Raw genomic sequence first — 23,596 nt, 5'->3', positions numbered from 1 at the left:
CGCACGGTCGGGCCCTAGTGGTCGAACCAGTAGGTGAGGGTGTAGCGCACGTGCGATCCGTCGGCGGCGGTCACCCGGTCACCGCCGACACCGCGCAGGCCACGCAACCCTCCGGTGCCCGAGTCGGGGACGACCCGCCAGTCGCTGCGCGCGGTGTGCCCGTCGAACGTGCCGGTCGTCCGGATCACGAAGCCGCCCGCCCTGGTGCCGACTCGCCCGGTCACGACGATCATCCCGGCGAAGTCGCGGGTGCCGTCGGCGCGGATCAGGTGCTCCTCCTCCGCCCACGCCTCGCCGGTGATGCCGCCGGCGAACGTGTCGGTGGCGGTGAGGTGGATCAGCCGTGCCCCGCCGGGGAGCTCGTGGTGCGTGCTCTCGTTCCACGAGGTGATGGTGAAGACGCCGGTGAGGCGCCCGCCCGGCGCGGCCGCTCCGGCCGGTGCCACCCCGGCGAAGGGAAGCGCCGTCAGCAGCAGGAGGGCCAGCGGTCGCGGACGTCGTGCCGTGTTCATGTCCGGGAGACGAACGAGCGGCCCCCGGAGCGACACTCAGTCCGGGATCTCCTCCAGGTGCACCCGGCCGTCGGGGTCGACCCGCCAGCCCGGGTTGTGACAGATCTCCCAGATAACGCCGTTCGGGTCGGCGACGTGCCCGTGGTAGCCGCCGAAGTCCGCCCGCTGCGGCGGCTTGACCAATCGAGCGCCGGCGCGCACCGCCGCCCGCACGGTCTCGTCCACCGCGTCCGGGCTGGCGACGTTGTGCGACAGGGTGATCCCGGTCAGCGACGGCTCGGCCGCGGTGCCGCCGAGGTCCGCGCGGAACCTGTCGGCACGGAACAGGCCCAGCACCAGCCTGGGCGCCACCTGGAAGAAGACGATCTCGTCGGGCACGTCCAACAGCGGGGACCAGCCCAGCCCGTCGCGGTAGAACCGCCGGGCGGCGTCCAGGTCGGCCGTGGCGAGGGTGAGGATGTCGACGCGTTGCTCCATGTCGTCAGCTTCGCACGACCGACCGTCCGCCGGCTTGATCGAACCGGACGCCGGGCTACTCCGGCGCGCTGCCGTCGCCGGAGGTCAGCACCACGGTGAGCCGGCGGAGGTCGGACCGGTCCGCGCCGTGCGTGGTGGCCCGCTGGGCGTCGGAGAGCACGCCGTGGATGCCCAGGTAGCCCTTCGGGTCCGCGCGCTTCAACGCGTCCGCGTCCACCCAGATCAGCACGTGCTCACCGGTGGGCAGCCAGGACAGGTCGGTGAGCATGTCGTACAGCGCGTCCAGGTTCCGGCCGAACCAGTCGGGGAACGAGAACGCGGCGGCGATGGCGTCCAGTGTGGACATCTTGTCCGGCCGCGCGCCGGCGTTCACCACGTGCGGGAACGCCCCGCGCGCCCGCGCGCCGTCGGCGATGGAGCTGACGTTCGGTGTGTCCACGGTGCTCACCGGGCCGGGTCCACGAGGACGAACGACGCGTAGTGGTCGTCCGTGTAGTACAACTCGCCGCCGGAGCCGGTGACCAGCCGCCGCGGGCCGCGATCCCGGCTGCCCGGCGTCGGCACGGTGTATTCCCGGTAGTACCCGGACGCCTTGGGGGGCAACAGCTTCTCCCGATTCTCGAACACGCTCCCGTCCCGGTCCGGGTACGGGAACGGCCCGTCCTGCTCGATCAGTTTCCAGGTATCACGTGCCTCTGGAGGCAGGCTCGACAGCGGCACCGCCCGCTGCCCGGACTCCGCGCCCAGAGCCGGTGCCTGGCTGGTTCCGGCCGGTGCGCCGGCACCCCCACCGTCGGTGACGGCCTCCTGCACCAGCCAGCCGCCGAGCACCAGGACGATCAACCCGACCAGCGCGGCGGTGATCCGTCTCCGGTTCCGCATGGCGACACCCTAAGACCGGCCCGGCGGCTCCTGTTCCCGGGTCACGCCGAACCGGTGGGGCAGGCGGTCGACCAGCCAGCCGAGCACCCACGCCACCCCCAGGCACAGCGGCACGAGCACCGCCATCACCAGGACGAACTGCACCGGGAACCAGCGTTGCGCGAGCCACAGCTCGAACGTGTCCCACCACGCGGTCAGTCCGTCCAGCACGCCGGTGAGCCTACGCCGGCCCGGCTGTACCCCGAGCGACGGGCGGGTAGGTTGACCCCCATGTTTGCCGTGTACGCGAAGGAACCGAACCAGGACGACCCGCTCGCCTCCCTGGTGGTGGGCGAACGGCCGGAGCCCGAGGTGCCCGAGGGGTGGGTCAGGGTGGCGGTCAGGGCGGCCAGCCTGAACATGCACGACATCTGGACGCTGCGCGGGGTGGGCATCAAACCCAACCAGTTCCCGATGATCCTCGGCTGCGACGGCGCCGGCGTGCTGGACGACGGCACCGAGGTGGTGCTGCACTCGGTGGTCAACGCGCCCGGCTGGCAGGGCGACGACACGCTCGACCCGAAGCGCACCCTGCTCACCGAGAGGTACCAGGGCACCTTCGCCGACTGGGTCGTGGTGCCGGCCCGCAACGTGCTGCCCAAGCCGGCGAGCCTGTCCTTCACCGAGGCGGCGACCATGGGAACCGCCTGGCTGACCGCCTACCGCATGCTGTTCGTCAAGTCGGGCCTGCGCCCCGGGCAGACGATGCTGGTGCAGGGCGCGTCGGGCGGCGTCGCCACCGCGCTGGTCCAGCTCGGCGTGGCGGCCGGGATGCGGGTGTGGTCGACCGGACGTACCGAGGAGAAGCGGGCGCTGGCGGAGCGGCTCGGCGCGCACCGGACGTTCGAGTCCGGGGCTCGGCTCCCGGAGCGAGTCGACGCCGTGTTCGAGACGGTCGGCAAGGCGACGTGGGGGCACTCGGTGCGCTCGCTCAAGCCGGGTGGGGTCATCGTGGTCTCCGGCTCGACCAGCGGACCGAACGCCGACGCCGAACTGCAGCGGGTGTTCTTCCTGCAACTGCGGGTGGTCGGCTCGACCATGGGCACCCGGGACGAGCTGGCCGACCTGCTGGCCTACGTCGACCTCGCCGGCATCCGCCCGCAGATCGGCGCCGAACTGCCGTTCACCGAGGCCGAGCGGGGCTTCCGGGACATGCACGAGGGGGCGACCGCCGGCAAGATCGTCTTCGTCCGGGAGTGAGCTGACCTGGGCAGACGCCTCGTTGACGCCGTGCCGATACGTGTTTGTGATCCACGGTTTCCGAGCGGAAGTCGAGAGTCCTTGGCTAGCCTGGACAGGTGACCGCGACACGGCGGGCCGCCCCGCTCACCCCACCGGGCCGGCAGGAGACCGATCCGGCGGTGGTCCGGGTCGGGCACCGCCGGATCGCCGGGGTGCGCACGAGGGTGCTCGAGGTCGGGCCCCCGCAGGAAGGGCCGCGACGCGCGCGGCCGCGGCGGCGCGGGGCCGCGCGGTCGGAGCGTCCCCGCCTAGTGCTGCTGCACGGCTACTGCGACAGCGCGGACACCTGGCGCCCGGTGCTGGAGGAGCTGGGCGCGGCCGGCCACCCGGCGGTGGCGGTGGACCTGCCCGGGTTCGGTGCGGCCGAGGCGCTGCGGCCGGGGCCGATGCTGCCGCAGCTCGACATGTTCACCGCGGCGCTGCTGCGGGAGCAGGCGGCGCTGGGCACCGTGGTGCTGGCCGGCAACTCGCTCGGCGGCACGCTCGGCCTGCGTGCCGCGCAGGATCCGCGGTTGCCGCTGGCTGGGATCGCGTCCATCGCGGCCCCGGGGTTCGTCGACTCGTGGCTGATCCGCACCGTCGCCCGGTACCCGCTGCCGCTACGGCTGTACTCGACGCTGCCGCTTCCGGTGCCCCGGTTCGTCGTCCGCGCGATCGCCGAGCAGGTCGTGCCGTGGCTGCTCTACGGCGACCGGACCACCGCGGAGCCGGAGCACGTGCGCCGGTTCCTCGAGCTGTTCCCGGACTACCGCAGCACCACGCACCGCCTCCACCAGGCCCGCCAGCTCATCACCGAGCTCGCCGCGGCCTACCAGCTCGACCGCGTGCGAGTGCCGCTGCTCGTGGTCGCCGGCGGCAAGGACCGCCTGGTCAGCGCGGCGTCCGGGCGGCAGCTGCACGCGCTCGTGCCGCACAGCAGGCTGCTGGTCCGCGACGACTGGGGGCATTGCCCGCAGCTGGACGACCCGGCCGAGGTGGCCGAGCTGCTCGCCTACTTCGCGGCCGGCGTGCACCACTCGGCCGGGACCCGCGCCCCGGCGGGCGGTGCGGCGGTCCCCGCCGAGCGCGACGCCGCCGGCTGACCGGCGCCCACCGGAGACGTCAGCGGCCGAGGACGCGGTGGGCGGCGCGGTCGAGGGCCGCGCGTGCCTGCTCGGTCAGCCGGTCCAGGATCTCCGCCACCGGCCCGGCGCCCGCCAGCGCGTAGGTCTGCCCCGCCCACAGCGACAGCGCCTCCGGGTCACCGGCCGCGCCGGCCGCCGCGCGCACCGGCTTCGTCAGGTGGTGCACCTGCGGGTACGCGGCCGGCGCGTGCGCGCCGTGCGCGTCCAGGAACCGGTTCACCAGCCCGCGCGCCGGCCGCCCGCTGAACGCGCGGGTGATCGCCGTGGGCCGGCCCGCCTCGGCGAGTGCGCGCCGGTACGCCGGCGCCGTGCCCGCCTCGTCGGCCCGCAGGAACGCCGTGCCGAGCTGGGCGGCCACCGCGCCGGCCGCCAGCACCGCGGCGACGTCGGCCCCGTGCACCAGTCCCCCGGCCGCGACCAGCGGCAGGTCGGTGACCGCCGACACCAGGCGCATCGCGGCGAGCAGCCCGTACAGCTCACCGCCGGCCGGGTGCGCCGGGTCGTCGGCCAGCAGGCCGCGATGGCCACCCGCCTCGAACCCCTGCACGCAGAGCCCGTCCACGCCGAGCGCGGCCGCCGCGGCGGCCTCCTCCGGCCCGGTCACGGTGACCAGCACCCTGCTGCCGGCCTCGCGCAGCCGCGCCACGTCCCGCTCACTCGGCATGCCGAAGGTGAACGACACCACCGGCACCCGCCGCTCCACCACCACGTCCAGCTTGGCCGGGTACGCGTCGTCGTCCCAGCGCGACTCACCGGGCGCCACGCCGTACCGCTCCGCCTCGGCCCGCACCCGCTCGACATAGGTCCCGAGGCCGGCGGTCGACCGCTCACCGGGCACGAACAGGTTGACCCCGAAGTCAGCGCCGGTCAGCGCGCGGGTGCGGTCGATCCGGTCGGCCAGCGCGCCGGTGTCGAGGTAGCCACCGGCCAGGAACCCGAAGGCGCCGGCCTCGCCCGCGCCCGCCACCAGCTCGGGGGTCGAGGGGCCGCCGGCCATCGGCGCCACGATCACGGGGCAACGCAACGTGTCGAACATGCCCTCACCCTACGACCGCCGGCGCGACGGGCCAGCCGAACGTGACCTACTTCTTGCCCTTGCCCTTGTCGGAACCATCCTCAGTGGACAAAGCAGCGACGAAGGCCTCCTGGGGCACCTCCACGCGCCCCACGGTCTTCATCCGCTTCTTGCCTTCCTTCTGCTTCTCCAGCAGCTTGCGCTTCCGGGAGATGTCCCCGCCGTAGCACTTGGCGAGCACGTCCTTGCGGATCGCCCGGATCGTCTCCCGCGCGATCACCCGCGAGCCGACGGCCGCCTGGATCGGCACCTCGAACTGCTGCCGTGGGATGAGCTCGCGCAGCCGGGTGGCCATCCTGTTGCCGTAGGCGTAGGCGGCGTCCTTGTGCACGATCGCGGAGAACGCGTCCACCGGCTCGCCCTGCAGCAGGATGTCCACCTTCACCAGGTCGGCGGCCTGGTCGCCGGCCTCCTCGTAGTCCAGCGAGGCGTAGCCGCGGGTGCGCGACTTGAGCGAGTCGAAGAAGTCGAAGATGATCTCGGCCAGCGGCAGGTCGTAGCGCAGCTCGACCCGCTCCTCGGACAGGTAGTCCATGCCGCGCAGCTGGCCGCGCTTGCTCTGGCACAGTTCCATGATCGCGCCGATGAACTCGGCCGGCGCGATGATCGTCACCCGGCTCACCGGCTCGCGCACCTCGGCGATCTTGCCGCCGGTCGGCCAGTCGGACGGGTTGGTCACCTGCATCTCGGTGCCGTCCTCCATCCGCACCTCGTAGACGACGTTCGGCGCGGTGGAGATGAGGTCGAGGCCGAACTCGCGCTCCAGCCGGTCACGGGTGATCTCCAGGTGCAGCAGGCCGAGGAACCCACAGCGGAAGCCGAACCCGAGCGCCACCGACGTCTCCGGCTCGTAGGTGAGCGCGGCGTCGTTGAGCCGCAGCTTGTCCAGCGCCTCGCGCAGCACCGGGTAGTCCGAGCCGTCCACCGGGTACAACCCCGAGTAGACCATCGGCTTGGGATCCCGGTAGCCGGCCAGCGGCTCCTTCGCGCCGTGCTTCTCGCTGGTGACGGTGTCACCCACCCGGGACTGCCGGACGTCCTTCACCCCGGTGATCAGGTAGCCGACCTCACCGACGCCGAGGCCCGCGCTGGGCTTGGGCTCCGGCGAGATGATGCCGACCTCGAGCAGCTCGTGGGTGGCCCCGGTGGACATCATGCGGATCCGCTGCCGCGGGGTGATCCGGCCGTCGACGACCCGGATGTAGGTGACCACGCCACGGTAGGTGTCGTACACCGAGTCGAAGATCATCGCCCGGGGTGGGCTGTCCGCGTCGCCCTCCGGCGGCGGCACCTGGCGCACGGCCTCGTCGAGCAGCTCGCGCACCCCGGCGCCGGTCTTGGCCGAGACCCGCAGCACGTCCGTCGGCTCGCAGCCGATGATGTGCGCCAGCTCCGCGGCGTACTTGTCCGGGTCGGCCGCCGGGAGGTCGATCTTGTTCAGGACCGGGATGATGGTGAGGTCCTTGTCCAGCGCGAGGTAGAGGTTGGCCAGGGTCTGCGCCTCGATCCCCTGTGCCGCGTCGACCAGCAGGATCGCGCCCTCGCACGCCTCCAGCGCCCGGGAGACCTCGTAGGTGAAGTCCACGTGGCCGGGCGTGTCGATCAGGTGCAGCACGTGGTCGCGGCCGTCGACTCGCCACGGCAGGCGCACGTTCTGCGCCTTGATGGTGATGCCGCGCTCCCGCTCGATGTCCATCCGGTCGAGGTACTGGTCGCGCATGGCGCGCTCCTCCACCACGCCGGTGATCTGCAGCATCCGGTCGGCCAGCGTCGACTTGCCGTGGTCGATGTGGGCGATGATGCAGAAGTTCCGGATCTGCTCCGGCGGGGTGAAGGTCGTGTCGGCGAACGTGCGGGGTCGTGTCACTCGCGAGTCCTCGGGGTCGTCGTGGGCACTGCCCATGGTCCCATGACCGGCCGCGGCGAATTCCGGGTCATCCCCGATGCCGGCCGCGGCGAGGCGTGCTGTGCTCGAAGTATGCGTACCTCACTGACCGACGACGTACTGGACAGGGCCTTCGGCCACCCGCGCGGCGTGCTCGGCCGGATCGGTGGCGCGCTCATGGCCCGCGGCAACGGGCCCACCGAGCGGCACGTCGTCGCGGTGGCCAGGCCAACCGCCGAGGAGACGGTGCTCGTGGTCGGCCCCGGTCCCGGAGTCGGGCTGGCCGAGGCGGCCGCCGCGGCCCGGCGGGTGATCGGCGTGGACCCCTCGGCGGAGATGCTCGAGCTGTGCCGGAAGCGGTGCGCCGAGGCCGCCCGCCGCGGCACCGTCGAGCTACGGCTCGGCTCGGTCGACGACACCGGGCAGGACAACGCCTCGGTGGACGTCGTGCTGAGCGTCAACACCGTGCCACTGTGGTCCGACCGCGCCGCGGGCTTCGCCGAGCTGCTGCGGGTGCTGCGCCCCGGTGGGCGGCTGGTGCTCTCCGCGCACGAGAAGTGGCTACCGGTGCCCCGGCACGCGCTCGCCGACGAGCTCACCGACGCGGGCTTCACGGACGTGCAGACCTGGGTGTGGGACCCGCCGGGGCCGATGGCGGGCAGGGCGGCGCAGCTGCGGGCCCGCCGGCCGGACTGACCGCCACCCCCGGCCGGCCGTCACTGCTTGCCCTCGGCGAGCTTCTCCTTCTCCTTGTCGTAGTTCTCGTCGGCCTGCGCGTTCTCCTTGGCCGCCTCGTAGACGACGGTCCGGCCGATGTTGTCCGCGCTGAAGGTGTCGGCGAAGCCGTCCCGCGGGCGCTTGGTCATCATGTCGTCGACCTTGCCCGCCGTGTCCCTGAGGCCGTCCGGCAACCGGCCGACGATCTTGTTGTTCCAGTCGTCGACCTTGCCCTCGATCTGCCGCAGCGCCTTGCCGTGCCGGCCGGCGGTCTTGCCGAGGGTCTTGGCCACGTCGCCGAACCGCTTGGCCAGCTTGCCCAGCGCCTGCACGGCACCGCGCAGCTTGCTGAACTTGCTCAGGATGTTGGCCAGCTTCATCAGCAGCTTGGAGATCTTGCCGGCGATCTTGCCCGCGGTGGCCGCGCCGCGGGCGACGGACCAGCCGATGAACGCCGCGATCGAGCCGCCGAAGGAGCACCAGCTAGTGGCCAGTGCCGCCCCGGCGGCGATGATGATCTCGGCGACGACGTCGGCGATGAGGTCACGGATGATGCCGCGCACGGTCGCGACGAGCTGCCCTGAGCCCTTCACGCCCTCCGCGACGGCGGCCGAGGCCGCGTCCAGCGAGCGGATCTGCTCCACGATCTCGTTGGCAGTCCTGCGGTAGGAGTCCGCCGCGTCGCCCGACCAGCTGGTGATCTCGGACTGGATCGCCTTCTGGTAGTCGTCGGCGATCCGCCCGACCTCCTTGCGCACCTGCTCGCCCCACACGGCGGCGACACCGAAGATCGCGCCGGGGTCGCCGGCGAGGTCGTCCAGCGGCTCCTTGAGGAACTCGAGGTGCTCGATCAGCCAGCCGATGCCCGCGCCGAGCAGGCTGCCCAGCGGGTTGGCGATGAAGCCGAGCGTGTCCAGCCCCAGCGCGACGCCGTCCATCGCCCAGTCCTCGGGCTTGTTGAAGTCCATCGCCGCCTGGTAGACGGTGTCGATGGGGCCGGCCCCCGCGGTCGGCTCGTCCATCCCGGTGAGAACCATCACTCGCCCCCGAACTTCTTGAGCAGCTGCTCGATCTCGTCCTCGATCCGCTGGTACTGCTGGCCGGCGCTCTCGACGCCGTCGCCGAAGTCGGACAGCCCGGAGGCGAGCTCGTCGATCGCGTCGGCGGTCTGCGTGATCTGCTCCTTGACGTCACCGGCGAAGGCCTGGCCGATGATGCCGTAGGTCTCCCCGCCGAGGTCGACGCCACGGCCCGTCGTCGCCGCGCCGCTCAGCTGCTCACCGAGCCGCTTCACGGTGGCGGAGTGCGTCGCCAGGTCCTCCGGGGTGGATTTGAATCCGGTCATGGCTCACCTCAGGATGGAGCCGCCGAACGGCTCGTCGTCATCGTCGTCGTTCCGCGGTGGGCGGGGGCGCCGCGGCGGCGCCGGGCGGCTCGGGGCCTGCTCGTCGGGCCGGCGCAGCACCGGTCCGGCGGGCTGGTCGCCGGGGGCGGTGCCCGGCTCGGGCTCCGGCTCCTCGGCCAGCGAGGTGCCGATCTGGTCGCGCAGGAACTCCATGGCGTCGGACTCGCCGACCAGCGGCCGCAGCGCCTCCTCGGTCTGCGCCGCCGCGTTGGCGTGCGCGGCCTGGATGGTCTGGGTGATCACCGTCGCCAGCCGCTGCGGACCCAGGTCCATCGCCCGTGGCGAGAGGTCGAGTCGCTCCAGGCGCCCGCCGGGGGCCAGCACGACCGACACCGAGCCGTCCTGGCTGGCCGCCCGTGCCCGCAGGTTCTTGATCTGCTCCTGGGTCTGCTCCGCCTTGCGTTGGATCTCCCCGACCCTGCGGGTGTAGTCGGCCAGCCACTGCTGACCCCCCGCCATGCCCTCCGTTGCCACCGCGCTCCTTCCACCGCGCCGTTACGACTCCGCCGAGCCGCTCCCGGTTCCCGCCGATGCCCGGGAAGTTTCCCGGTGCCGTTCCAGCAGCAGGGTGAGCCGCCGGTGCCGGGTCTCCACGGTGCCGAGCCACAGCGACGCCAGCGCGGCGAGCAGCACCGCGTCGCGCAGGCTGGCGAGTTGCACCGGGACCGGGGCCTGGGACGACCAGGCGTTGATCGCGCGCATTGTTGCCCACGCCGCCACGGCGAGCAACAGCACTCCGACGGCCACGCCGGCCAGTCGGAACCCGACGTCGTGCGCGGCCAGCCGGCCCAGCTGGTCGGCCACCCTGCGCTCCACCGGGCCACGGCCGGCGAGGTCCCGGCCGACGTAGTCGGGCCCGTGGCGAACGACGCGCGCGGCGTCGGTGCGCGACGCGCCGGCGGCCGCGGCGAGCAGCACCGCCAGGATGGTGCCGAGGACCGCGACGGCCGTGGGCGGCACGTCGAGCAGCAGCGCATCGCCGAGCCGCGGCCAGGGGGAGGTGAACTCCGGCGACCTCGGCGCGTCGTAGCGCGGGACGGTGGCCAGCAGCGTGTACAGCACGGCCAGGACGCACCACGCGGCCAGCAGCCGCAGCCGGACGGTGCGCCGGGGCGTCGGGGTCGCGGCGAGGTCGGCCGCGGTCACCGGCCAGCGCCGCTCGGCGCGGCGGCCGGCCTTGCGCTGCTCCGCGGCGCGGCCGCGGACCCGTCGCTCCGGGCGCTCGCCCCGCTCGGGCCGGGCCGAGTGGGGGCGGAAGACCCGGTAACCGGTGTAGGCGGCGCCGAGGCCGAGGCCCGCCACGACCACCCCGAGCAGGAGGTTCGCCGGCAGCCGCAGCGCGGAGAACCGGGCGCTGTCGTTGCGGCCCAGGGAGAGCTCACCGCGGACGCCCTCGGGGATGTCCAGGTACACCGGCACCGCCGCGCCGGTGTCGGCGGGACTCAGCTGCCCCGGGGAAAACTCCCGCTGCTCGACCTGCCCGTTCGACCACCGCACCTCGGCCGTGCAGGTGTGGGTGGTGCCGACGCCGAAGCGACTGACCGGGCCGTGCTCGACGCACCGCAGCACCTGGGCGGTGCCGAGCCGGTCGACCTCGGGCCCGCCGCCGTAGGTCACCCTGGCCACCGTCGCCCACGCGAGCAGGCCGACGACCAGGGCCAGCAACCAGATCAGGGCGCGGCCCACCCGCCGGGCGAGCGGCGCGGGAGCCTCCGCGGACGTGCGCACGGGGCGAAGTGTGGCACAGGGTCAGGGCGTGCGGGCGTCCGTGCGCAGCGGATGGCCTTCGGGAATCTCCACCAGCACGATGCGGGTGCCGTCCGGGTCGACGATCCACGCCTCGTCCAGCCCCCACGGTTCGCGCCGGGCGTCCCGCTCGATCGCCACACCGCGGGAGCACAACTCGGCGAGGGTCGCGGGCAGGTCGCGGACCTGCAGCCACAGTGCCACGTCCGGTCCGGCGCCCGCCTCGCCGCGGCCGACGACCTCCAGCAGGCCCTGGCCGAGGAAGAACACCGTGCCACCGGGGAACTCGCGGTAGATCGCGAGGCCGAGCACGTCCCGGTAGAACGCCGTGGTCACCGCCGGATCCTTCGGCTTCAGAAGTACGCGGCTGCTCAGGATCTCCATGCCTCCCTGCCTACCGGCTGGGCGCCGGCGGGGCCACCCCGCTGGTCAGGCCAGGGTGAGCGCGGCGATGCCGGCGAGCACGACCGCCGAGCCGGCGAGCCGGCGCACCGGCTCGGCCTCGCCCAGCACCAGCCAGGCGGCCAGGCCGCCGAGCACGATGCTCAGCTCGCGGGCCGGGGCGACCAGGCTCACCGGGGCGAGCCGCAGGGCGAACAGCACCAGCAGGTAGGCCAGCGGGGAGAGGAGCCCGACGAGGAGCACCTCGCGCCGGTGGGCGCGCCAGAGCCGGTCGAGGGCGGGGCGGTCGCGCAGGGCCAGCGGGGCGAGCAGCAGGCTCTGCAGCGCCGAGCCCGCGGCAAGGTAGGCCAGCGGCGGCACCGCCAGCCCGGTGACCGAGTGGGCGTCCCACAGCGTGTAGGCGGCGATCATCACCCCGGTCAGCACGCCGTAGCCGATGCCGGCGCGCAGTGCCGGGCGGTCGCCGGTGCCGTGGCCCGGCCAGCCGATCACCAGGACGCCGGCGACGACCAGCAGGGCGCCGGTGAGACCGGTCCAGCCGGGGCGCTCGCCGAGCAGCAGCACGGCGGCGAGGACCGCGAGCAGCGGGCCGGTGCCGCGGGCCAGCGGGTACACCACGGACAGGTCGCCGACCGCGTACCCGCGCTGCAGCACCAGCCCGTAGCCGACGTGCAGCACGGCCGTGCCGGCCGCGGCGAGCAACCAGCCCCACGCCGGGCGTTGCTGGTCGAGCAGCAGCGCCACCAACGCGACCGGCAGGCAGGCCACCGCGGACACGGTGTAGTAGAGGTAGACGAACCGCGCGCCCCCGTCCGGGACGCGCTTGGCGGCCAGGTTCCACCCGGCGTGCAGGGCGGCGGCACCGAGGACGAGACCGAGAGCGAGGACGTTCACCGGGGACCCTTTCCGTGTCGTACGCGGAATGCGGGCCTCCAGGCTTTTGTCCCGTCAGCTGAACGGCCAGTTGGGCCGATGGTGCCGCTCGGACCGGTCCCGCCGGCCCTGGTTGTCGTTCCCCGTGCCGTCTCCTCGGTCGGGCCGGCGGCGGAACCCTAGGCACTGGCACCCTCGATCATGGCATCGCGGCCGGTGGCGGGGCGAGGAGCCGGGACCGGGTGTCCTGCCGGGTGGGCGGGCCGGGTACGCTGTCTCGCTGTCGCCGTGTGGCATTCCGCAAGGGAGGAAGCCCGATCCCGCGTCGAGCGGGGCCGGGGCCACGACAACGCGGCACGACCAACCCGAGCCGATGGAGGAGCGCCCGCGTGGCCAACATCAAGTCCCAGATCAAGCGCATCAAGACCAACGAGAAGGCGCGGCAGCGCAACCAGTCGGTGAAGTCGTCGGTGAAGACCGCGATCCGGAAGTTCCGTGAGGCCGCGGAGGCCGGCGACCGGGAGCGCGCCCTCGAGATGCAGCGGGCGGCCGCCCGGAAGCTGGACAAGGCCGTCAGCAAGGGCGTCATCCACGCCAACCAGGCGGCGAACAAGAAGTCGCGGATGGCCAAGCGGGCCAACGCCCTCTGAGCCGTCTTCTCCGTGGGCCCCCGGCGATCACCCGCCGGGGGCCCACGGCGTTCCCGGCCCCGGGGAACTCGCCCAGACCGAGAGTCCCCCGCCGGCATCGGTGAATCCCACCCTCGGATCGCGGTTCCGCCTGCCAGCCGAAGGCCCTGCGCCGCTAGAACGCGAAGCTGCTGCCCGAGAACCCCTCGGTGGCGCACAGCACCACTAGGCACGGGGGCACCAGGCGTTCCCCCGCCGGCTCGGGGCACGCCCCTAGGCGCGGGGCACCATCCATTCCCCCTCCCACCCCGATCCGAAGCCGCTGTGCGGCTCCCGGTCCGCGCGCCGGCCGCTACCGCAGCTCGCGCGCGGCGGCCACCTCGAGCACGGCGCGCTCCAGCGCGTAGTCCGGGTCGGCGGCCGCGCCCTTGACCTCGGCGTTCACCCGGGCCACCACCCGCATGGCCGCCGACAGCCCGGCCGGCCGCCACCCGCGGACCTGCCCCTGCGCCTTGCGCACCTTCCACGGGGGCATGCCCAGCTCGCCGGCGAGCTGGTTCGGGTTCCCGCGACCGGCCGCCGACACCCGCGCGATGGTACGGACGGCGTCGGCCAGCGCGTCGGCCACCAGCACGTGCGGCACTCCGATCTGCTGGGCCCAGCGCACCGCCTCCAGCGCGGCCGACCGGTCGCCGGCCACGGCCTTCTCCGCCACGGCGAACCCGGTGACCTCGGCGCGCCCGCGGTGGTAGCGGCGCACCGCCTCCTCGTCGACGGAGCCGCCCGAGTCGGCGACCAGCTGCGCCGCGGCCGCGGCCAGCTCGCGCAGGTCGGAGCCGACGGCCTCGATGAGCGCGACGACCCCGGCGGCGTCGATCCGGCCGCCGGCCGCCCTGACCTCGTTGCGGACGAAGGACTCCCGGTCGGCCGGCTTGGTGATCCTGGGGCACTCGGTGAGCACCGCCCCGGCCTTGCGCAGCGCCGCCGGCAGCGACTTGCCGGCCTTGCTGCGCCCACCGCCGTTGTGCACCACGACGAGCACCACCCCGTCGGCGGGCTGGGCCGCGTAGCCGATGACGGCGTCGGCGATCTCCTGGCTGGCGTCCTGCGCCCCCTCGAGCACGATCACCCTGCCCTCGCTGAACAGCGACGGGCTGACCAGCTCGGCCAGCGCGGGCGGTGTGAGTTCGGACACCTTGACGCGGGTGAGGTCCGCGGGCGGGTCGACGAGCCGCGCCGCGTCGAGCGCGGCCCGGACGGCCCGTTCGACGAGGAGTTCCTCGTCGCCGAGCACGAGGTGCAGTGGTGCGGGGGTGGTGGCTGGCGCGGTCACACCGTGATCCTGCCATGTGGAACGCGAGGCGTCCGCCCCGGTGATGTGCCCCCATCCCGTGGCCGCGCGATGGCGTGATGTCGTACTGTGGAGCACACGGCAGCCGCCGACAACCGAATACCGCTCATCCAGAGGGGCAGAGGGAACGGCCCGACGAAGCCCCGGCAACCGGCGTCCAGCCTGTCATCTCGATTCCGCGAGGTAGCTGGCGACCACGGTGCCAATTCCGGCCCACGATGTGGGACAGATGAGGAAAGGACCTCGCGATGACCGCAGCCCTGGGAACCTCCCCCGCCGACCGCGCGCGCACCGTCGACCTCGGCCCCGCCGTGGAGCTGGTGTCGAAGGAGGAGGGTCACCGGCAGCCGTTGGCTCCCGAGTTCGTCTCCGCCGAGGACTTCTCGCCGCTCGAGGTCGGCTATGACTTCGGCCGGGTGCGCCGCGAGGACATCGAGTCGGGCCCGCGCAACATCTGGCGGTACAAGAAGCTGCTCCCGGTGCCGTCGAACGTCGAGGAGGTCCCCAACACCGAGCCCGGCTGTACCCGGCTGGTGCGGGCCGACCGGCTGGCCGCGGAGCTGGGCGTCCGGCGGCTGTGGGTCAAGGACGACACCGGCAACCCCACGCACTCCTTCAAGGACCGGGTGGTCGCCGTCGCGCTGGCGGCCGCGCGGGAGTTCGGCTTCGACACGCTCGCCTGCCCGTCCACCGGGAACCTCGCCAACGCGGTCGCCGCCGCCGCGGCCCGCGCCGGCTGGCGGTCGGTGGTGCTCATCCCGTCGTCGCTGGAGCGCGCGAAGGTGCTCACCACCGCCGTGTACGACGGCGCGCTGATCGCCGTGGACGGCAACTACGACGACGTGAACCGGTTGGCGACCGAGCTGGCCGCCGAGCGGGAGACGTGGGCGTTCGTGAACGTCAACGTGCGGCCCTACTACTCGGAGGGGTCCAAGACGCTCGCGTTCGAGGTGGCCGAGCAGCTCGGCTGGCGGCTGCCGGAGCAGATCGTGGTGCCGATCGCCTCCGGGTCCCAGCTGACCAAGGTGGACAAGGGCTTCCGGGAGCTGGGCGAGCTCGGCCTCGTCGACGCGAGCCCGTACTCGGTGTTCGGCGCGCAGGCCACCGGCTGCTCGCCGGTGTCCGCGGCGTTCCGCGCCGGCCACGACGTGGTGCAGCCGGTCAAGCCGGACACGATCGCGCGGTCGCTGGCCATCGGCAACCCCGCCGACGGCCCGTACGTGCTCGACGTCGTCAACCGCACGGGGGGCGCCATCGAGGACGTCAGCGACGACGAGATCGTCGAGGGCATCCGGCTGCTCGCGCGGACGGAGGGCATCTTCACCGAGACCGCCGGCGGGGTGACCGTCGCGACCGCGAAGAAGCTGGTGGACAACGGGGTGCTCGACCCCGACGCCGAGACCGTCCTGCTGATCACCGGTGACGGGCTGAAGACCCTCGACGCGGTGGAGGGCCGGATCGGGCCCCGCGCGACGGTGCCGCCGTCGGCCGACGCGGTCCGCGAGGTCCTCGGCGGCTGACCGGCCGCCCCACTCCGCTCCCCCGGTCCCGTGCTTCACCGCGCCGGCCGTTCGGGGCGCGGGCGAGCGAGCAGACCTGGGCGGGTGGGGCAGCCGAACTGCCCCACCCGCCGTACGGCTCGGTCGTTCCCACCCCCGCCAACCGGTGACGGTGGTCGGGTCCGTCATTCGGGCCACGCTCAGGCCGTGGCCACCACGGCCAGCACGGTCGCGGCGGCCGCCACCTGGTCCGCCGGTGCGTCGGTGAGTTGACGCAGCTGACCGGCCAGCGCGTCGCGGGCCTCGGCCTGGCTCAGCCCCTCGATCTTGATGCTCTCGATCAGCGCGGCCAGCGCCTCGGCGCCCTCGCGGACCCCGAGCGCCACCGTCTTCAGCACGCCGCTGGAGATCACCCCGCCCAGGCCCGGAATGAACCGGAGCGCGTTCCCGATCGTGTCCAGGATCTGCGCGGCGAGCGGGCCGCCGATCCGCAGTGCGGCGACCACGATCGGTTGGGCGAACTTGGCGATGCGCTTGATGGTGTCGATGATGTCCTGGTTCGCCACCGACGAGCCACCCAGTTCGGACTTCTCGCTCAGCACGGTCACCAGTTCGGCACGAACACCGTCGAGCGCGTGCACCGTCTCCGTGTCACCGTTGGCGCGGGCCGCGGCGAGCAACCCGTCGACGTTCTCGACGGTCACCACGGAGCCGAGCGCGCGGTCGACCGCGAGCTCGTCCACATCGGATGCCGTGGTCGCGCTCGGCGGCAGGGTCCCGGCGCTGGCGAGCTGAGCTCCGCCGACGAGCAGCACGCTCGTGGCCAGCAGCACCGCGACCGGCTTGTACACAGTGGAACGAATCATGGTTTTCGACCTTTCTGGACAAATCGAGGCCCGCCACCGAAAGGGGCGGAAATGGGCAAGGTGGTCGAGCCCTGACCACCTTGGGACTTCAATCCTCCGGGTATTCCAGAATTGTTCCGGTGACCGAATGGTAGGCAGGAGACCGAGAACGGGGACAAGAGTTCCCACGAGTACGGTGCATCACATCGAAACCGGCTGAACGTAACTCAATTCGGGCGACGGGTGAACACCGGGCGACTGCACGGTGACCGGATGGTGCCGTTCCGCCGCTGTCGCCTCCAGCACCTCGATCACCGTCCGCACGGCTCGGGTGGGCCACGACTCCGGCCACCGGCGCGACCCCGGCCTCGGCGGACCACCGCCGGGCCGGTGGTGTCGGGCAGCACGGCGGTGTCGCCGTCGGTGTCGGTGCGCACGACGAGCGCGCCACCGGCGGTGAGTGCGCCGAGGGTGGTGGGGTGCGGATGGCCGTAGGTGTTGCCGGCGCCGACGCTGACCACCGCGAGCCGGGGCGCGACGGCGGCCAGGAAGCCGGGCAGGGAGAACCGGCTGCCGTGGTGCGGGACCTTGAGCACGTCGGCCCGCAGGTCGACGCCCGCGGCGAGCAGGTCGCCCTGGGCGATGAGTTCGATGTCGCCGGTGAGCAACACGCTGCCCGCCGCGGTCGCGGCCCTGGCGACCAGGGAGGTGTTGTTGATGGCCGTACCGTCCTGGTCCGCCGACCGGCCGGTGACGTGCCGCGGCCCGATCACCTCCAGGCGGAGATCGGGCCACGCCAGCCGGTCGTCGGCGGCGAGTTCCAGCAGCGGGACGTCGTGCGCGGCGGCCTGGTCGGCCACCTGCCGCCAGGCCCAGTGCGGTGAGCGGCCGGGGCCGACGGCCACGCCACCGACGGCGCGGCCCTCGAAGACGGAGGCCAGCCCGCCGATGTGGTCGGCGTGCAGGTGGCTCAGCACGATCAGTGGGACCCGGCGCACGTCGAGCCGGTCGAGGCAGCGGTCCACCGGACCGGGTTGCGGCCCGGTGTCGACCACCACGGCCCGGCCGGGCTCACCGGTGGCCAGGACGATGGCGTCACCTTGACCGACGTCACAGGCGACGACGGACCAACCGGCCGGTGGCCACGGCGGCGCGATCGTGCGCAGCGGCACGAACACCAGCAACCCGACGACGAGCACGACGGCCAGGCCGGTGCGGGCGGCGCGGTGCCGCAGGGCCAGCACCAGCAGGGCCGCGACCAGGGCGGCCAGCGCGCCTCCCCACCAGCCGCCGGGCCAGTTGAGGGTGGCGCCCGGAACGGCCGATGCCTCCCTGGCGACCAGGATCAGCCACTCGACGCCGGGCTCGGCCACCCGGAGCGGCACCTCCGCGGCGCCGGGCCACGGGCCGGCGAGCACGACCGCCGCGACGCCGAGCACGGTCACCGGCGCCACGACCGGGGCGGCGAGCAGGTTCGCGACCACCGACACGACGCTGAGCTCGCCGGCGACACCGGCGAGGACCGGTGCCGTGGCCAGGAAGGCCGCGACCGGTATCGCCAGCGCCTCGGCGGCGCCGGTGGGCACGCCGCGGCCGTCCGCCCAGCGAGGTGCGAGCAGCACCAGCCCGGCGGTGGCCACCACCGACAGGGCGAAGCCGACGCTGGTCGCCATCGCGGGGTCGTACAGGACCACACCGCCGATCGCGACGGCGAGCGCCGGCACGGCCGACCGGTTCCGGCCGAGAGCGAGCGCGAGCAGGGCCACCGCGCCCATTACGCCGGCACGCAGCACGCTGGGCTCGGGCCCGACCAGGATCACGAACCCGGCGAGGACCAGGCCCGCCGCGGCGGCGCGGACCCGGGGCCCGATCCGCAGCAGGCGCAGCAGCATCAGCACCGCCCCGCAGACGATGGCGACGTTGCTGCCCGAGACCGCGAGCAGGTGGGTCAGGCCGGCGTCGCGGAACTCGTCCTCCACCCGGAGGGACAGGGCGTCGGTGTCACCGACGACCAACCCGGGCAGCAAACCGGCGGGCTCGTCCGCCATGACCGAGGCGGACGAGCGCAGGTCGGCGCGCATCGAGGCGGCCGCGCGCTCCCACCAGGGTGCGGGGGTGGCGTCGGCCGGTGGGCCGCGCACGTGGCACACGGCGGCGGTGAGCTGGCCGGGGCGGGCGGGGACCATCCGCCCGGTGGCCGTCACCTCCTGCCCTGGCAGCAGGTGGGACCACTCCTCCGCCGCGGCGACGAGCACCACCCGGCCACCGGTGGGCACCGGTTGGCCGGTCACCGTCGCGGCACGGACCTGCCCACGGAGCACCACGAGCCGGGTGCCGCCGGGCCGTCCGGCGAAGCCGGCCGCCCGGACCGGCCGGGGCCGTTCGGTGACGACCACCCTGAGCACGGCGTGGGCACCGCGGTCGGCGTGTGTGCGCAGCGGGTCCTGTTCGGCGCGGGCCAACCGGAGCCCGCAGGTCACCGCGGCGAGCACGCCGCCGGCCAGGACCGCCGCGGCGGCGCGCCGGAGCGCCGGCCGGCCGTGCCGGAGCAGCGGCACCGCCGCGAGGGCCGCGGTTCCCGCCGTGGCGACGGTCAGCCACCACGTGTGCAGGCAGCCGAGCAGGACCGCGCCCCACACCACGAGCGCGGCGGGCACCAGCCGAACGTCGTGGCGAACCCGTGGCGGTGGGTCCCGTGGCGGTGGGTCGACCGGTGGGGTGCTCATCTGGATCCTCCTTCCTGCTGGGAGCCGGGTTCGCCACCCGGTACGGGTCGCCGCGCTGGCTGGTGCCGGTCGGCCCGGCCGGTGACGCGACGACCTCGAGCGCTCGGGCCACGGCGTGGGTGGAACCGGTACGGCCGTCAGCGAGCCGCCACCAGCGAGCGCGACCTGCGGCGGCGCGGCTGACGATGGATTTCCGAGCACCTCGTCGTGCTCGGATGGAGCAGCGTGTGTCGACGCGGCCGTGGCGCCGGTCGGCAAGAAACGCGCACCGACCTTCGGAGCCGACCGAGCCGACCGGGCTCACCGCCCCGGTGCCCGCACGCGACGGCGAGCACGTCCTGCCCTCGGCGACCGGCATGACCAGCCTCATGCGCTCGACGCGCGCACGGCCGACCACCCGTCCCTCAACCCGTCCGACCGCCACGCCGTCCCTCAGCCGTGTCCCGGACCAGCACGCCAACGTTCAGCCGTGCCCGACCACCGAGGCGGGCCGCTGGCCGCGGCCGGCCACCTCGGCGCGGCCCCGGACCGGCCGCGCCGATGGGAAGTCGGGCGCTCCGCCCACCGCGGCGAGCAGTCGGCACCCAGACCACCTCGCCGGGCGGTCACCCACGCACGCCACCTCGACAACGGCCGGCCATGTGACACCTGGTTCGGAGGGACCGACCGACGGGCGCTGCCGGTAGCCCGTGCCGTGCGGCAACGGCACGTCGGCCACGCCGGTCCACTGCGCCGGGCGACCCGCGGTCGGCAGCGCCGTGGCCGCGGTAGTCACTCGGTCCGTGCGGACCGTACGCCCACCCGTGACCCTCCCTCCATTGGAGCAGTGTCCACAACGGACTTCGCTGTGCGATTCCACCCGACCGCCTGGATTCGAGCACGCCCATCGGGAGCCCAGCGGACCGAGCCACCGGCGAACCCTGACCGACCGCCCCCTCCGCGCGAGATGCCGCACCCGGATCGTGTGCCCCGGGAGAAACCCAGAGCCGCCACCCGCCACCCGTCCCATTCACCTGGCCGACGGACACCAGGAAGGCCGGCACAGCGCCGGTGAGCCTTCGCCCAACCGACACGGGCAACAGGACTGCCGGCCGCGAGTCGGACGACCTTGTGGAGCGGACCGATGGGACGGGGTGGGTAGGGCGCCGGGGCGATGACCTCGGCCCTCCAGCTGGCCGCCGTCGTCGTGCCCGTGCACCAACTCGACGAACCTGGGACAACAACCGCCGGACGGCCTGCACGCCGTGTCCGGGCCGGTGTCGCCGACACGGGCGCCCGATGCTCTGGTCAGGCGAGCCAGCCAGCGGGGTCCACCCCGGCCGCGGGACAGCACTCGGACGAGCCGGACCGGTTGCTCCATCCCGTTCCCCGGCGACGCTCGTCGGGGCCCCCCGCCCTGACCGGACAGCTCGGGGCGAGCTGGCCCGATCAGGCGAGCCGGGCCGGACCTCGGAGAGGTGGGCCTCGGTACCTCGTCGCTGGAGTGGCCGGGCGGGAGGCCCGGGCGCCGGCGAGGCGTGCCAGGTGGTCAGGGAGGGACACCCGCCACGCGGGATGCCGGTCGGATCAACCGCGGACTCATCCGACCGTCACCTGCTCACGCAACCGGGAGAACCGTTTCTCCCCGATGCCTTCCACCTCACGCAACTGCTCGACAGCGGTGAACGAGCCGTGCTGTGCGCGCCAGTCGAGGATCCGCTGCGCGGTGACCTCGCCGACGCCGGGCAGCCCGTCGAGCTGCTCCACCGTCGCCGTGTTGAGATTCACCAGTCCGGTGGCGCCGGCGGCCGGCGCGCTGGCACCACCCGGGGGCGGTGCACCCGGCGGGGGCGTGCCGACGTGGATCTGCTCACCGTCGACGAGCTTGCGCGCCAGGTTCACCGTGGCCAGGTCCACCTCCCCCATCACCCCGCCCGCGGCGTCGAGCGCGTCCGCGACCCGTGCTCCCGGGGCGACCGTCACCAGCCCGGGCGAACGAACCTCCCCGACGACGCTCACCACCACCGACCCCTGCTCGGCGGGTGGGCCGGACGCGGCGGAAGGCCCAGCGGTCGCCGCGGCGAGCGGCAGGGGCGGCGGTGTCTCCTCGGCCGGGCGGGCGCCGAGGACGAGGACGCTGACCAGCACCGCGACGACGACACCGAGCAGCACGACCACGATCAACGCGCCGCGCCGGCCTCCCGTGTCGGGCGGCGCGGGCAGCCATCGGCACCACAGCCGCCAGAACCGGCCGGGTGGGTCCCGGTGGCCTCGGTCGACGACGTCAGGAGTCGGGCCGAGGACGTCGTCGTCCGGCGGGCCGTGGGTGGCCAACTGCCCGAGCGTGAGCGTGGTGGGCCCGTGGTGCGGGGAAGGAGGGGGTGGTGTGTCGAACATGTGGTCGAGGTTAGGGAGGGGGTGGTGGGGAGGCCAGGGGGAAGGGCGGGGGCTGTGGACAAGGGGGTGGTTGTGGACAGGTCGGGGTGCGCTGACGGAAACGGTCGGCGGCGTGTGCTATCGGGCGTCGGGCTCACCGTCAGCGGGGCACGGCACCGCCCAGGAACCGCCGGGCGTGGACGACGAGGACAGCCTCAGCGACCGGGCCGTTGCACCACCACGCCGAGCACCCCCGGCCCGGTGTGCGCGCCGATCACCGCGCCGAGCTCGGACACCACGCAGCCACGTGACCGGGGCAGCCGCTCCTCCAACCGGTTGGCCAGCTCGACCGCGCGCTCCGGCGCGGCCAGGTGGTGCACCGCGAGCTCGACCGGCTCGTCGCCGGCGGCCTCCGCCGCCAGGTCCACCAGTCGGGCCGCCGCCCGGTGCATCGTGCGCACCTTCTCCAACGGCTGGATCAGACCGTCATCCATGTGCAGCACCGGCTTCACCGCCAGCGCGGTGCCGAGCAGCGCCGCGGCCGGCCCGATCCGACCACCTCGCCGCAGGTGCTCCAGTGTCGGCACCACGAACAGCGTCGAGGAGCGCCGCGCGGTGTCGACGGCGGCGGCCTCCACCTCCGCCGCGCTCCTCCCACTCGCGGCCACCTCCGCGGCGTGCAGCGCGGCGAAGCCGAGGCCCATGGCCGTGGTGCGCGAGTCGACCACCCGCACCCGGTCGGGATCGACCTCCTGCGCGGCGAGCACCGCCGACTCCCACGTTCCGGACAACCGCTGGGACAGGTGGACCGACACCACCGCGTCGGCACCGTCGCCGAGCACCGCCCGGAACGTCGCGGCGAACTCGGCGGGCGTGGGCCGCGACGTCGTCACGATCCGCCGCTGCCCGAGCGCCTCGGCCAGCTCCGCGGGCCCGACGTCGGTGCCGTCCAGCGCGGCCACCCCGTCGATCAGGACGTGCAGGGGCACCACCCTGATCCCGTGCCGGTCGGCGAAACCCTCCGGCAGGTGGGCGGTCGAGTCGGTGACGACGGCAACCGGCACCGGGCCAGCCTACGGCCCCGGGTCGTCCGCGGCCGGGAGCAACGGCCCGATCAGCTCGGCCATGGCGGCGCCGACCGCGGCGTGCCCTGCCCATCCCCAGTGCATGCCGTCCGGGTTGCCCCGCCCGCCCCGGACGTGCTCCCCCACCACGGCCGGCAGGTCGAGCAGCGGCACGCCGACGCCCCTACCCCACGCGGCGACCGCGGCCGTCGCGGCCGGATGGGCGGTGTGCACGTACCCGTAGGAGGGCGCCTGGTGCACCGACGGCAGCCAGCCGACCACCGGCAGGGTCGGCCGCAGCGTCCGCAGCGCGCCCACCGCCGTGTCCAGGTACCGCACGGTCAACCGAGCCGGTAGCACCGTGGGCCGCCCGCGCAGGGCGACCGCGAGCCGCGGCTGCGCGGCCAGGTAGGCCCGCCGCGCGACCCGCCGCAGCCGGTCCGGGCGCAGGTAGCGCAGCCCGGTGCGCAGGTAGGTCGGCAGCGGTGAGGGCAGCGTGTCCATGCTCCCGACGGCGAGCACCACGACATCGGCCCGGTGCAGCTCAGCCCACACGCGGGGGTCGTTGATCAGCGCCCACCACATGTCCCTGGCGGTCCAGCCGATCTGGGCGACGACGTCGGCGGTGCCGCCGAGCGCGGTGGCCGCCACGTTGGGCCACAGGCGGGGTTCGTCGGCCCGGTGGGGACCGTCGGGGCCGTGGAAGCTGAGCGAGTCGCCGAACACCAGCAGCCGGGGCGCGGACACG

At 74.0% G+C, this 23,596-nt stretch carries 25 protein-coding genes and 1 riboswitch; of the genes, 5 read left to right on the top strand and 20 right to left on the bottom strand.

Annotation, left to right across the window (positions count from 1 at the left end):
• Nucleotides 1-14: 14 nt before the first annotated feature.
• Genes BM051_RS13755 through BM051_RS13735 form a run of 5 tightly spaced genes read right to left on the bottom strand, consistent with a single transcriptional unit; the run spans nucleotide 15 to nucleotide 2,081 of the window.
• Entirely contained in the window at nucleotides 15-512 is a 498-nt protein-coding gene (locus BM051_RS13755; RefSeq protein WP_134046221.1) for a DUF3224 domain-containing protein, read from the bottom strand.
• Between the two features lie 36 nt (nucleotides 513-548).
• Nucleotides 549-989, bottom strand: a complete 441-nt coding sequence (locus BM051_RS13750; RefSeq protein ID WP_092530526.1) for a VOC family protein — start codon at nucleotides 987-989, stop codon at nucleotides 549-551.
• 55 nt (nucleotides 990-1,044) lie between these two features.
• Entirely contained in the window at nucleotides 1,045-1,437 is a 393-nt protein-coding gene (locus BM051_RS13745) for a barstar family protein (RefSeq protein WP_243859617.1), read from the bottom strand.
• The gene (locus BM051_RS13740; RefSeq protein WP_092530525.1) at nucleotides 1,434-1,871 is read right to left on the bottom strand and encodes a guanyl-specific ribonuclease; all 438 of its coding nucleotides are present in this window, start codon (nucleotides 1,869-1,871) and stop codon (nucleotides 1,434-1,436) included. The genes BM051_RS13745 and BM051_RS13740 overlap by 4 nt, the downstream gene beginning before the upstream one ends.
• A 9-nt stretch (nucleotides 1,872-1,880) precedes the next feature.
• Complete coding sequence (locus tag BM051_RS13735) at nucleotides 1,881-2,081, bottom strand: hypothetical protein (protein ID WP_092530524.1); 201 nt, start codon at nucleotides 2,079-2,081, stop codon at nucleotides 1,881-1,883.
• 60 nt (nucleotides 2,082-2,141) lie between these two features.
• Here BM051_RS13735 and BM051_RS13730 point away from each other — a divergent pair, with 60 nt between their 5' ends.
• Nucleotides 2,142-3,110: a zinc-binding dehydrogenase gene (locus BM051_RS13730; protein ID WP_092530523.1), complete on the top strand. Its 969-nt coding sequence runs from the start codon at nucleotides 2,142-2,144 to the stop codon at nucleotides 3,108-3,110.
• Nucleotides 3,111-3,208: 98 nt separating this feature from the next.
• Nucleotides 3,209-4,234, top strand: a complete 1,026-nt coding sequence (locus BM051_RS13725; RefSeq protein ID WP_092530522.1) for an alpha/beta hydrolase — start codon at nucleotides 3,209-3,211, stop codon at nucleotides 4,232-4,234.
• 19 nt (nucleotides 4,235-4,253) lie between these two features.
• On the opposite strand, the gene BM051_RS13720 is transcribed toward BM051_RS13725, so the two are convergent.
• Both BM051_RS13720 and lepA read right to left on the bottom strand, forming a co-directional pair.
• Nucleotides 4,254-5,312: a nitronate monooxygenase gene (locus BM051_RS13720; protein ID WP_092530521.1), complete on the bottom strand. Its 1,059-nt coding sequence runs from the start codon at nucleotides 5,310-5,312 to the stop codon at nucleotides 4,254-4,256.
• Nucleotides 5,313-5,358: 46 nt separating this feature from the next.
• Entirely contained in the window at nucleotides 5,359-7,218 is a 1,860-nt protein-coding gene (gene lepA, locus BM051_RS13715; RefSeq protein ID WP_092530520.1) for a translation elongation factor 4, read from the bottom strand.
• 111 nt (nucleotides 7,219-7,329) lie between these two features.
• Here lepA and BM051_RS13710 point away from each other — a divergent pair, with 111 nt between their 5' ends.
• Nucleotides 7,330-7,932, top strand: coding sequence for a class I SAM-dependent methyltransferase (locus BM051_RS13710; RefSeq protein ID WP_092530519.1), 603 nt, complete (start codon nucleotides 7,330-7,332; stop codon nucleotides 7,930-7,932).
• A 20-nt stretch (nucleotides 7,933-7,952) separates the two neighbouring features.
• Here BM051_RS13710 and BM051_RS13705 read toward each other — a convergent pair whose 3' ends face one another.
• Genes BM051_RS13705 through BM051_RS13680 form a run of 6 tightly spaced genes read right to left on the bottom strand, consistent with a single transcriptional unit; the run spans nucleotide 7,953 to nucleotide 12,400 of the window.
• The gene (locus BM051_RS13705) at nucleotides 7,953-8,993 is read right to left on the bottom strand and encodes a WXG100 family type VII secretion target (RefSeq protein ID WP_092530518.1); all 1,041 of its coding nucleotides are present in this window, start codon (nucleotides 8,991-8,993) and stop codon (nucleotides 7,953-7,955) included.
• Complete coding sequence (locus BM051_RS13700) at nucleotides 8,990-9,298, bottom strand: type VII secretion target (RefSeq protein WP_092530517.1); 309 nt, start codon at nucleotides 9,296-9,298, stop codon at nucleotides 8,990-8,992. The genes BM051_RS13705 and BM051_RS13700 overlap by 4 nt, the downstream gene beginning before the upstream one ends.
• A gap of 3 nt (nucleotides 9,299-9,301) precedes the next feature.
• Nucleotides 9,302-9,832, bottom strand: a complete 531-nt coding sequence (locus BM051_RS13695; RefSeq protein WP_243859615.1) for a YbaB/EbfC family nucleoid-associated protein — start codon at nucleotides 9,830-9,832, stop codon at nucleotides 9,302-9,304.
• A 21-nt stretch (nucleotides 9,833-9,853) separates the two neighbouring features.
• On the bottom strand, nucleotides 9,854-11,086 hold the full coding sequence (locus BM051_RS13690) for a DUF6346 domain-containing protein (RefSeq protein WP_134046219.1): 1,233 nt from the start codon (nucleotides 11,084-11,086) through the stop codon (nucleotides 9,854-9,856).
• Between the two features lie 21 nt (nucleotides 11,087-11,107).
• Nucleotides 11,108-11,488 carry a VOC family protein gene (locus BM051_RS13685; RefSeq protein ID WP_092530514.1) on the bottom strand — a complete coding sequence of 127 codons (381 nt, stop codon included), beginning with the start codon at nucleotides 11,486-11,488 and terminating at the stop codon, nucleotides 11,108-11,110.
• Nucleotides 11,489-11,533: 45 nt separating this feature from the next.
• Nucleotides 11,534-12,400, bottom strand: coding sequence for an EamA family transporter (locus BM051_RS13680; protein WP_092530513.1), 867 nt, complete (start codon nucleotides 12,398-12,400; stop codon nucleotides 11,534-11,536).
• A 368-nt stretch (nucleotides 12,401-12,768) separates the two neighbouring features.
• Between BM051_RS13680 and rpsT the strand changes: the two genes are divergently transcribed.
• The gene (gene rpsT, locus BM051_RS13675) at nucleotides 12,769-13,029 is read left to right on the top strand and encodes a 30S ribosomal protein S20 (RefSeq protein ID WP_092530512.1); all 261 of its coding nucleotides are present in this window, start codon (nucleotides 12,769-12,771) and stop codon (nucleotides 13,027-13,029) included.
• Between the two features lie 331 nt (nucleotides 13,030-13,360).
• Here the strand turns inward: rpsT and holA are convergent, their stop codons facing one another.
• Nucleotides 13,361-14,341, bottom strand: a complete 981-nt coding sequence (gene holA, locus BM051_RS13670; RefSeq protein WP_092530511.1) for a DNA polymerase III subunit delta — start codon at nucleotides 14,339-14,341, stop codon at nucleotides 13,361-13,363.
• 121 nt (nucleotides 14,342-14,462) lie between these two features.
• Nucleotides 14,463-14,595, top strand: a riboswitch (SAM riboswitch).
• Between the two features lie 12 nt (nucleotides 14,596-14,607).
• Between holA and thrC the strand changes: the two genes are divergently transcribed.
• The gene (thrC, locus tag BM051_RS13665; protein WP_092530510.1) at nucleotides 14,608-15,879 is read left to right on the top strand and encodes a threonine synthase; all 1,272 of its coding nucleotides are present in this window, start codon (nucleotides 14,608-14,610) and stop codon (nucleotides 15,877-15,879) included.
• Nucleotides 15,880-16,058: 179 nt separating this feature from the next.
• Here thrC and BM051_RS13660 read toward each other — a convergent pair whose 3' ends face one another.
• From BM051_RS13660 to octT, 6 genes are all read right to left on the bottom strand, one after another.
• Nucleotides 16,059-16,724, bottom strand: a complete 666-nt coding sequence (locus BM051_RS13660; protein WP_134046217.1) for a hypothetical protein — start codon at nucleotides 16,722-16,724, stop codon at nucleotides 16,059-16,061.
• A 290-nt stretch (nucleotides 16,725-17,014) separates the two neighbouring features.
• A complete protein-coding gene (locus tag BM051_RS13655; protein WP_092530508.1) occupies nucleotides 17,015-19,429 on the bottom strand; it encodes a ComEC/Rec2 family competence protein in 2,415 nt (804 codons plus the stop codon).
• A 463-nt stretch (nucleotides 19,430-19,892) separates the two neighbouring features.
• Nucleotides 19,893-20,204, bottom strand: a complete 312-nt coding sequence (locus BM051_RS13650) for a hypothetical protein (RefSeq protein ID WP_092530507.1) — start codon at nucleotides 20,202-20,204, stop codon at nucleotides 19,893-19,895.
• Nucleotides 20,205-21,007: 803 nt separating this feature from the next.
• A complete protein-coding gene (locus BM051_RS13645) occupies nucleotides 21,008-21,805 on the bottom strand; it encodes a ComEA family DNA-binding protein (protein WP_092530506.1) in 798 nt (265 codons plus the stop codon).
• A 194-nt stretch (nucleotides 21,806-21,999) separates the two neighbouring features.
• The gene (locus tag BM051_RS13640; protein WP_092530505.1) at nucleotides 22,000-22,848 is read right to left on the bottom strand and encodes a DegV family protein; all 849 of its coding nucleotides are present in this window, start codon (nucleotides 22,846-22,848) and stop codon (nucleotides 22,000-22,002) included.
• Between the two features lie 9 nt (nucleotides 22,849-22,857).
• Complete coding sequence (gene octT, locus BM051_RS13635; RefSeq protein ID WP_092530504.1) at nucleotides 22,858-23,595, bottom strand: diglucosylglycerate octanoyltransferase; 738 nt, start codon at nucleotides 23,593-23,595, stop codon at nucleotides 22,858-22,860.
• Nucleotide 23,596 lies beyond the last annotated feature (1 nt).

Source organism: Amycolatopsis arida, assembly GCF_900115565.1.
In the GTDB taxonomy this organism is placed as follows: Bacteria; Actinomycetota; Actinomycetes; order Mycobacteriales; family Pseudonocardiaceae; genus Yuhushiella; species Yuhushiella arida.
This window is presented reverse-complemented; position numbering and strand designations above follow the sequence as displayed.

Coding starts and splice junctions, on each gene's coding strand:
- BM051_RS13755 (WP_134046221.1), bottom strand. CDS start 512: ATGAACACGGCACGACGTCCGCGACCGCTGGCCCTCCTGCTGCTGACG.
- BM051_RS13750 (WP_092530526.1), bottom strand. CDS start 989: ATGGAGCAACGCGTCGACATCCTCACCCTCGCCACGGCCGACCTGGAC.
- BM051_RS13740 (WP_092530525.1), bottom strand. CDS start 1,871: ATGCGGAACCGGAGACGGATCACCGCCGCGCTGGTCGGGTTGATCGTC.
- BM051_RS13730 (WP_092530523.1), top strand. CDS start 2,142: ATGTTTGCCGTGTACGCGAAGGAACCGAACCAGGACGACCCGCTCGCC.
- BM051_RS13720 (WP_092530521.1), bottom strand. CDS start 5,312: ATGTTCGACACGTTGCGTTGCCCCGTGATCGTGGCGCCGATGGCCGGC.
- BM051_RS13710 (WP_092530519.1), top strand. CDS start 7,330: ATGCGTACCTCACTGACCGACGACGTACTGGACAGGGCCTTCGGCCAC.
- BM051_RS13700 (WP_092530517.1), bottom strand. CDS start 9,298: ATGACCGGATTCAAATCCACCCCGGAGGACCTGGCGACGCACTCCGCC.
- BM051_RS13685 (WP_092530514.1), bottom strand. CDS start 11,488: ATGGAGATCCTGAGCAGCCGCGTACTTCTGAAGCCGAAGGATCCGGCG.
- thrC (WP_092530510.1), top strand. CDS start 14,608: ATGACCGCAGCCCTGGGAACCTCCCCCGCCGACCGCGCGCGCACCGTC.
- BM051_RS13660 (WP_134046217.1), bottom strand. CDS start 16,724: ATGATTCGTTCCACTGTGTACAAGCCGGTCGCGGTGCTGCTGGCCACG.
- BM051_RS13655 (WP_092530508.1), bottom strand. CDS start 19,429: ATGAGCACCCCACCGGTCGACCCACCGCCACGGGACCCACCGCCACGG.
- BM051_RS13645 (WP_092530506.1), bottom strand. CDS start 21,805: ATGTTCGACACACCACCCCCTCCTTCCCCGCACCACGGGCCCACCACG.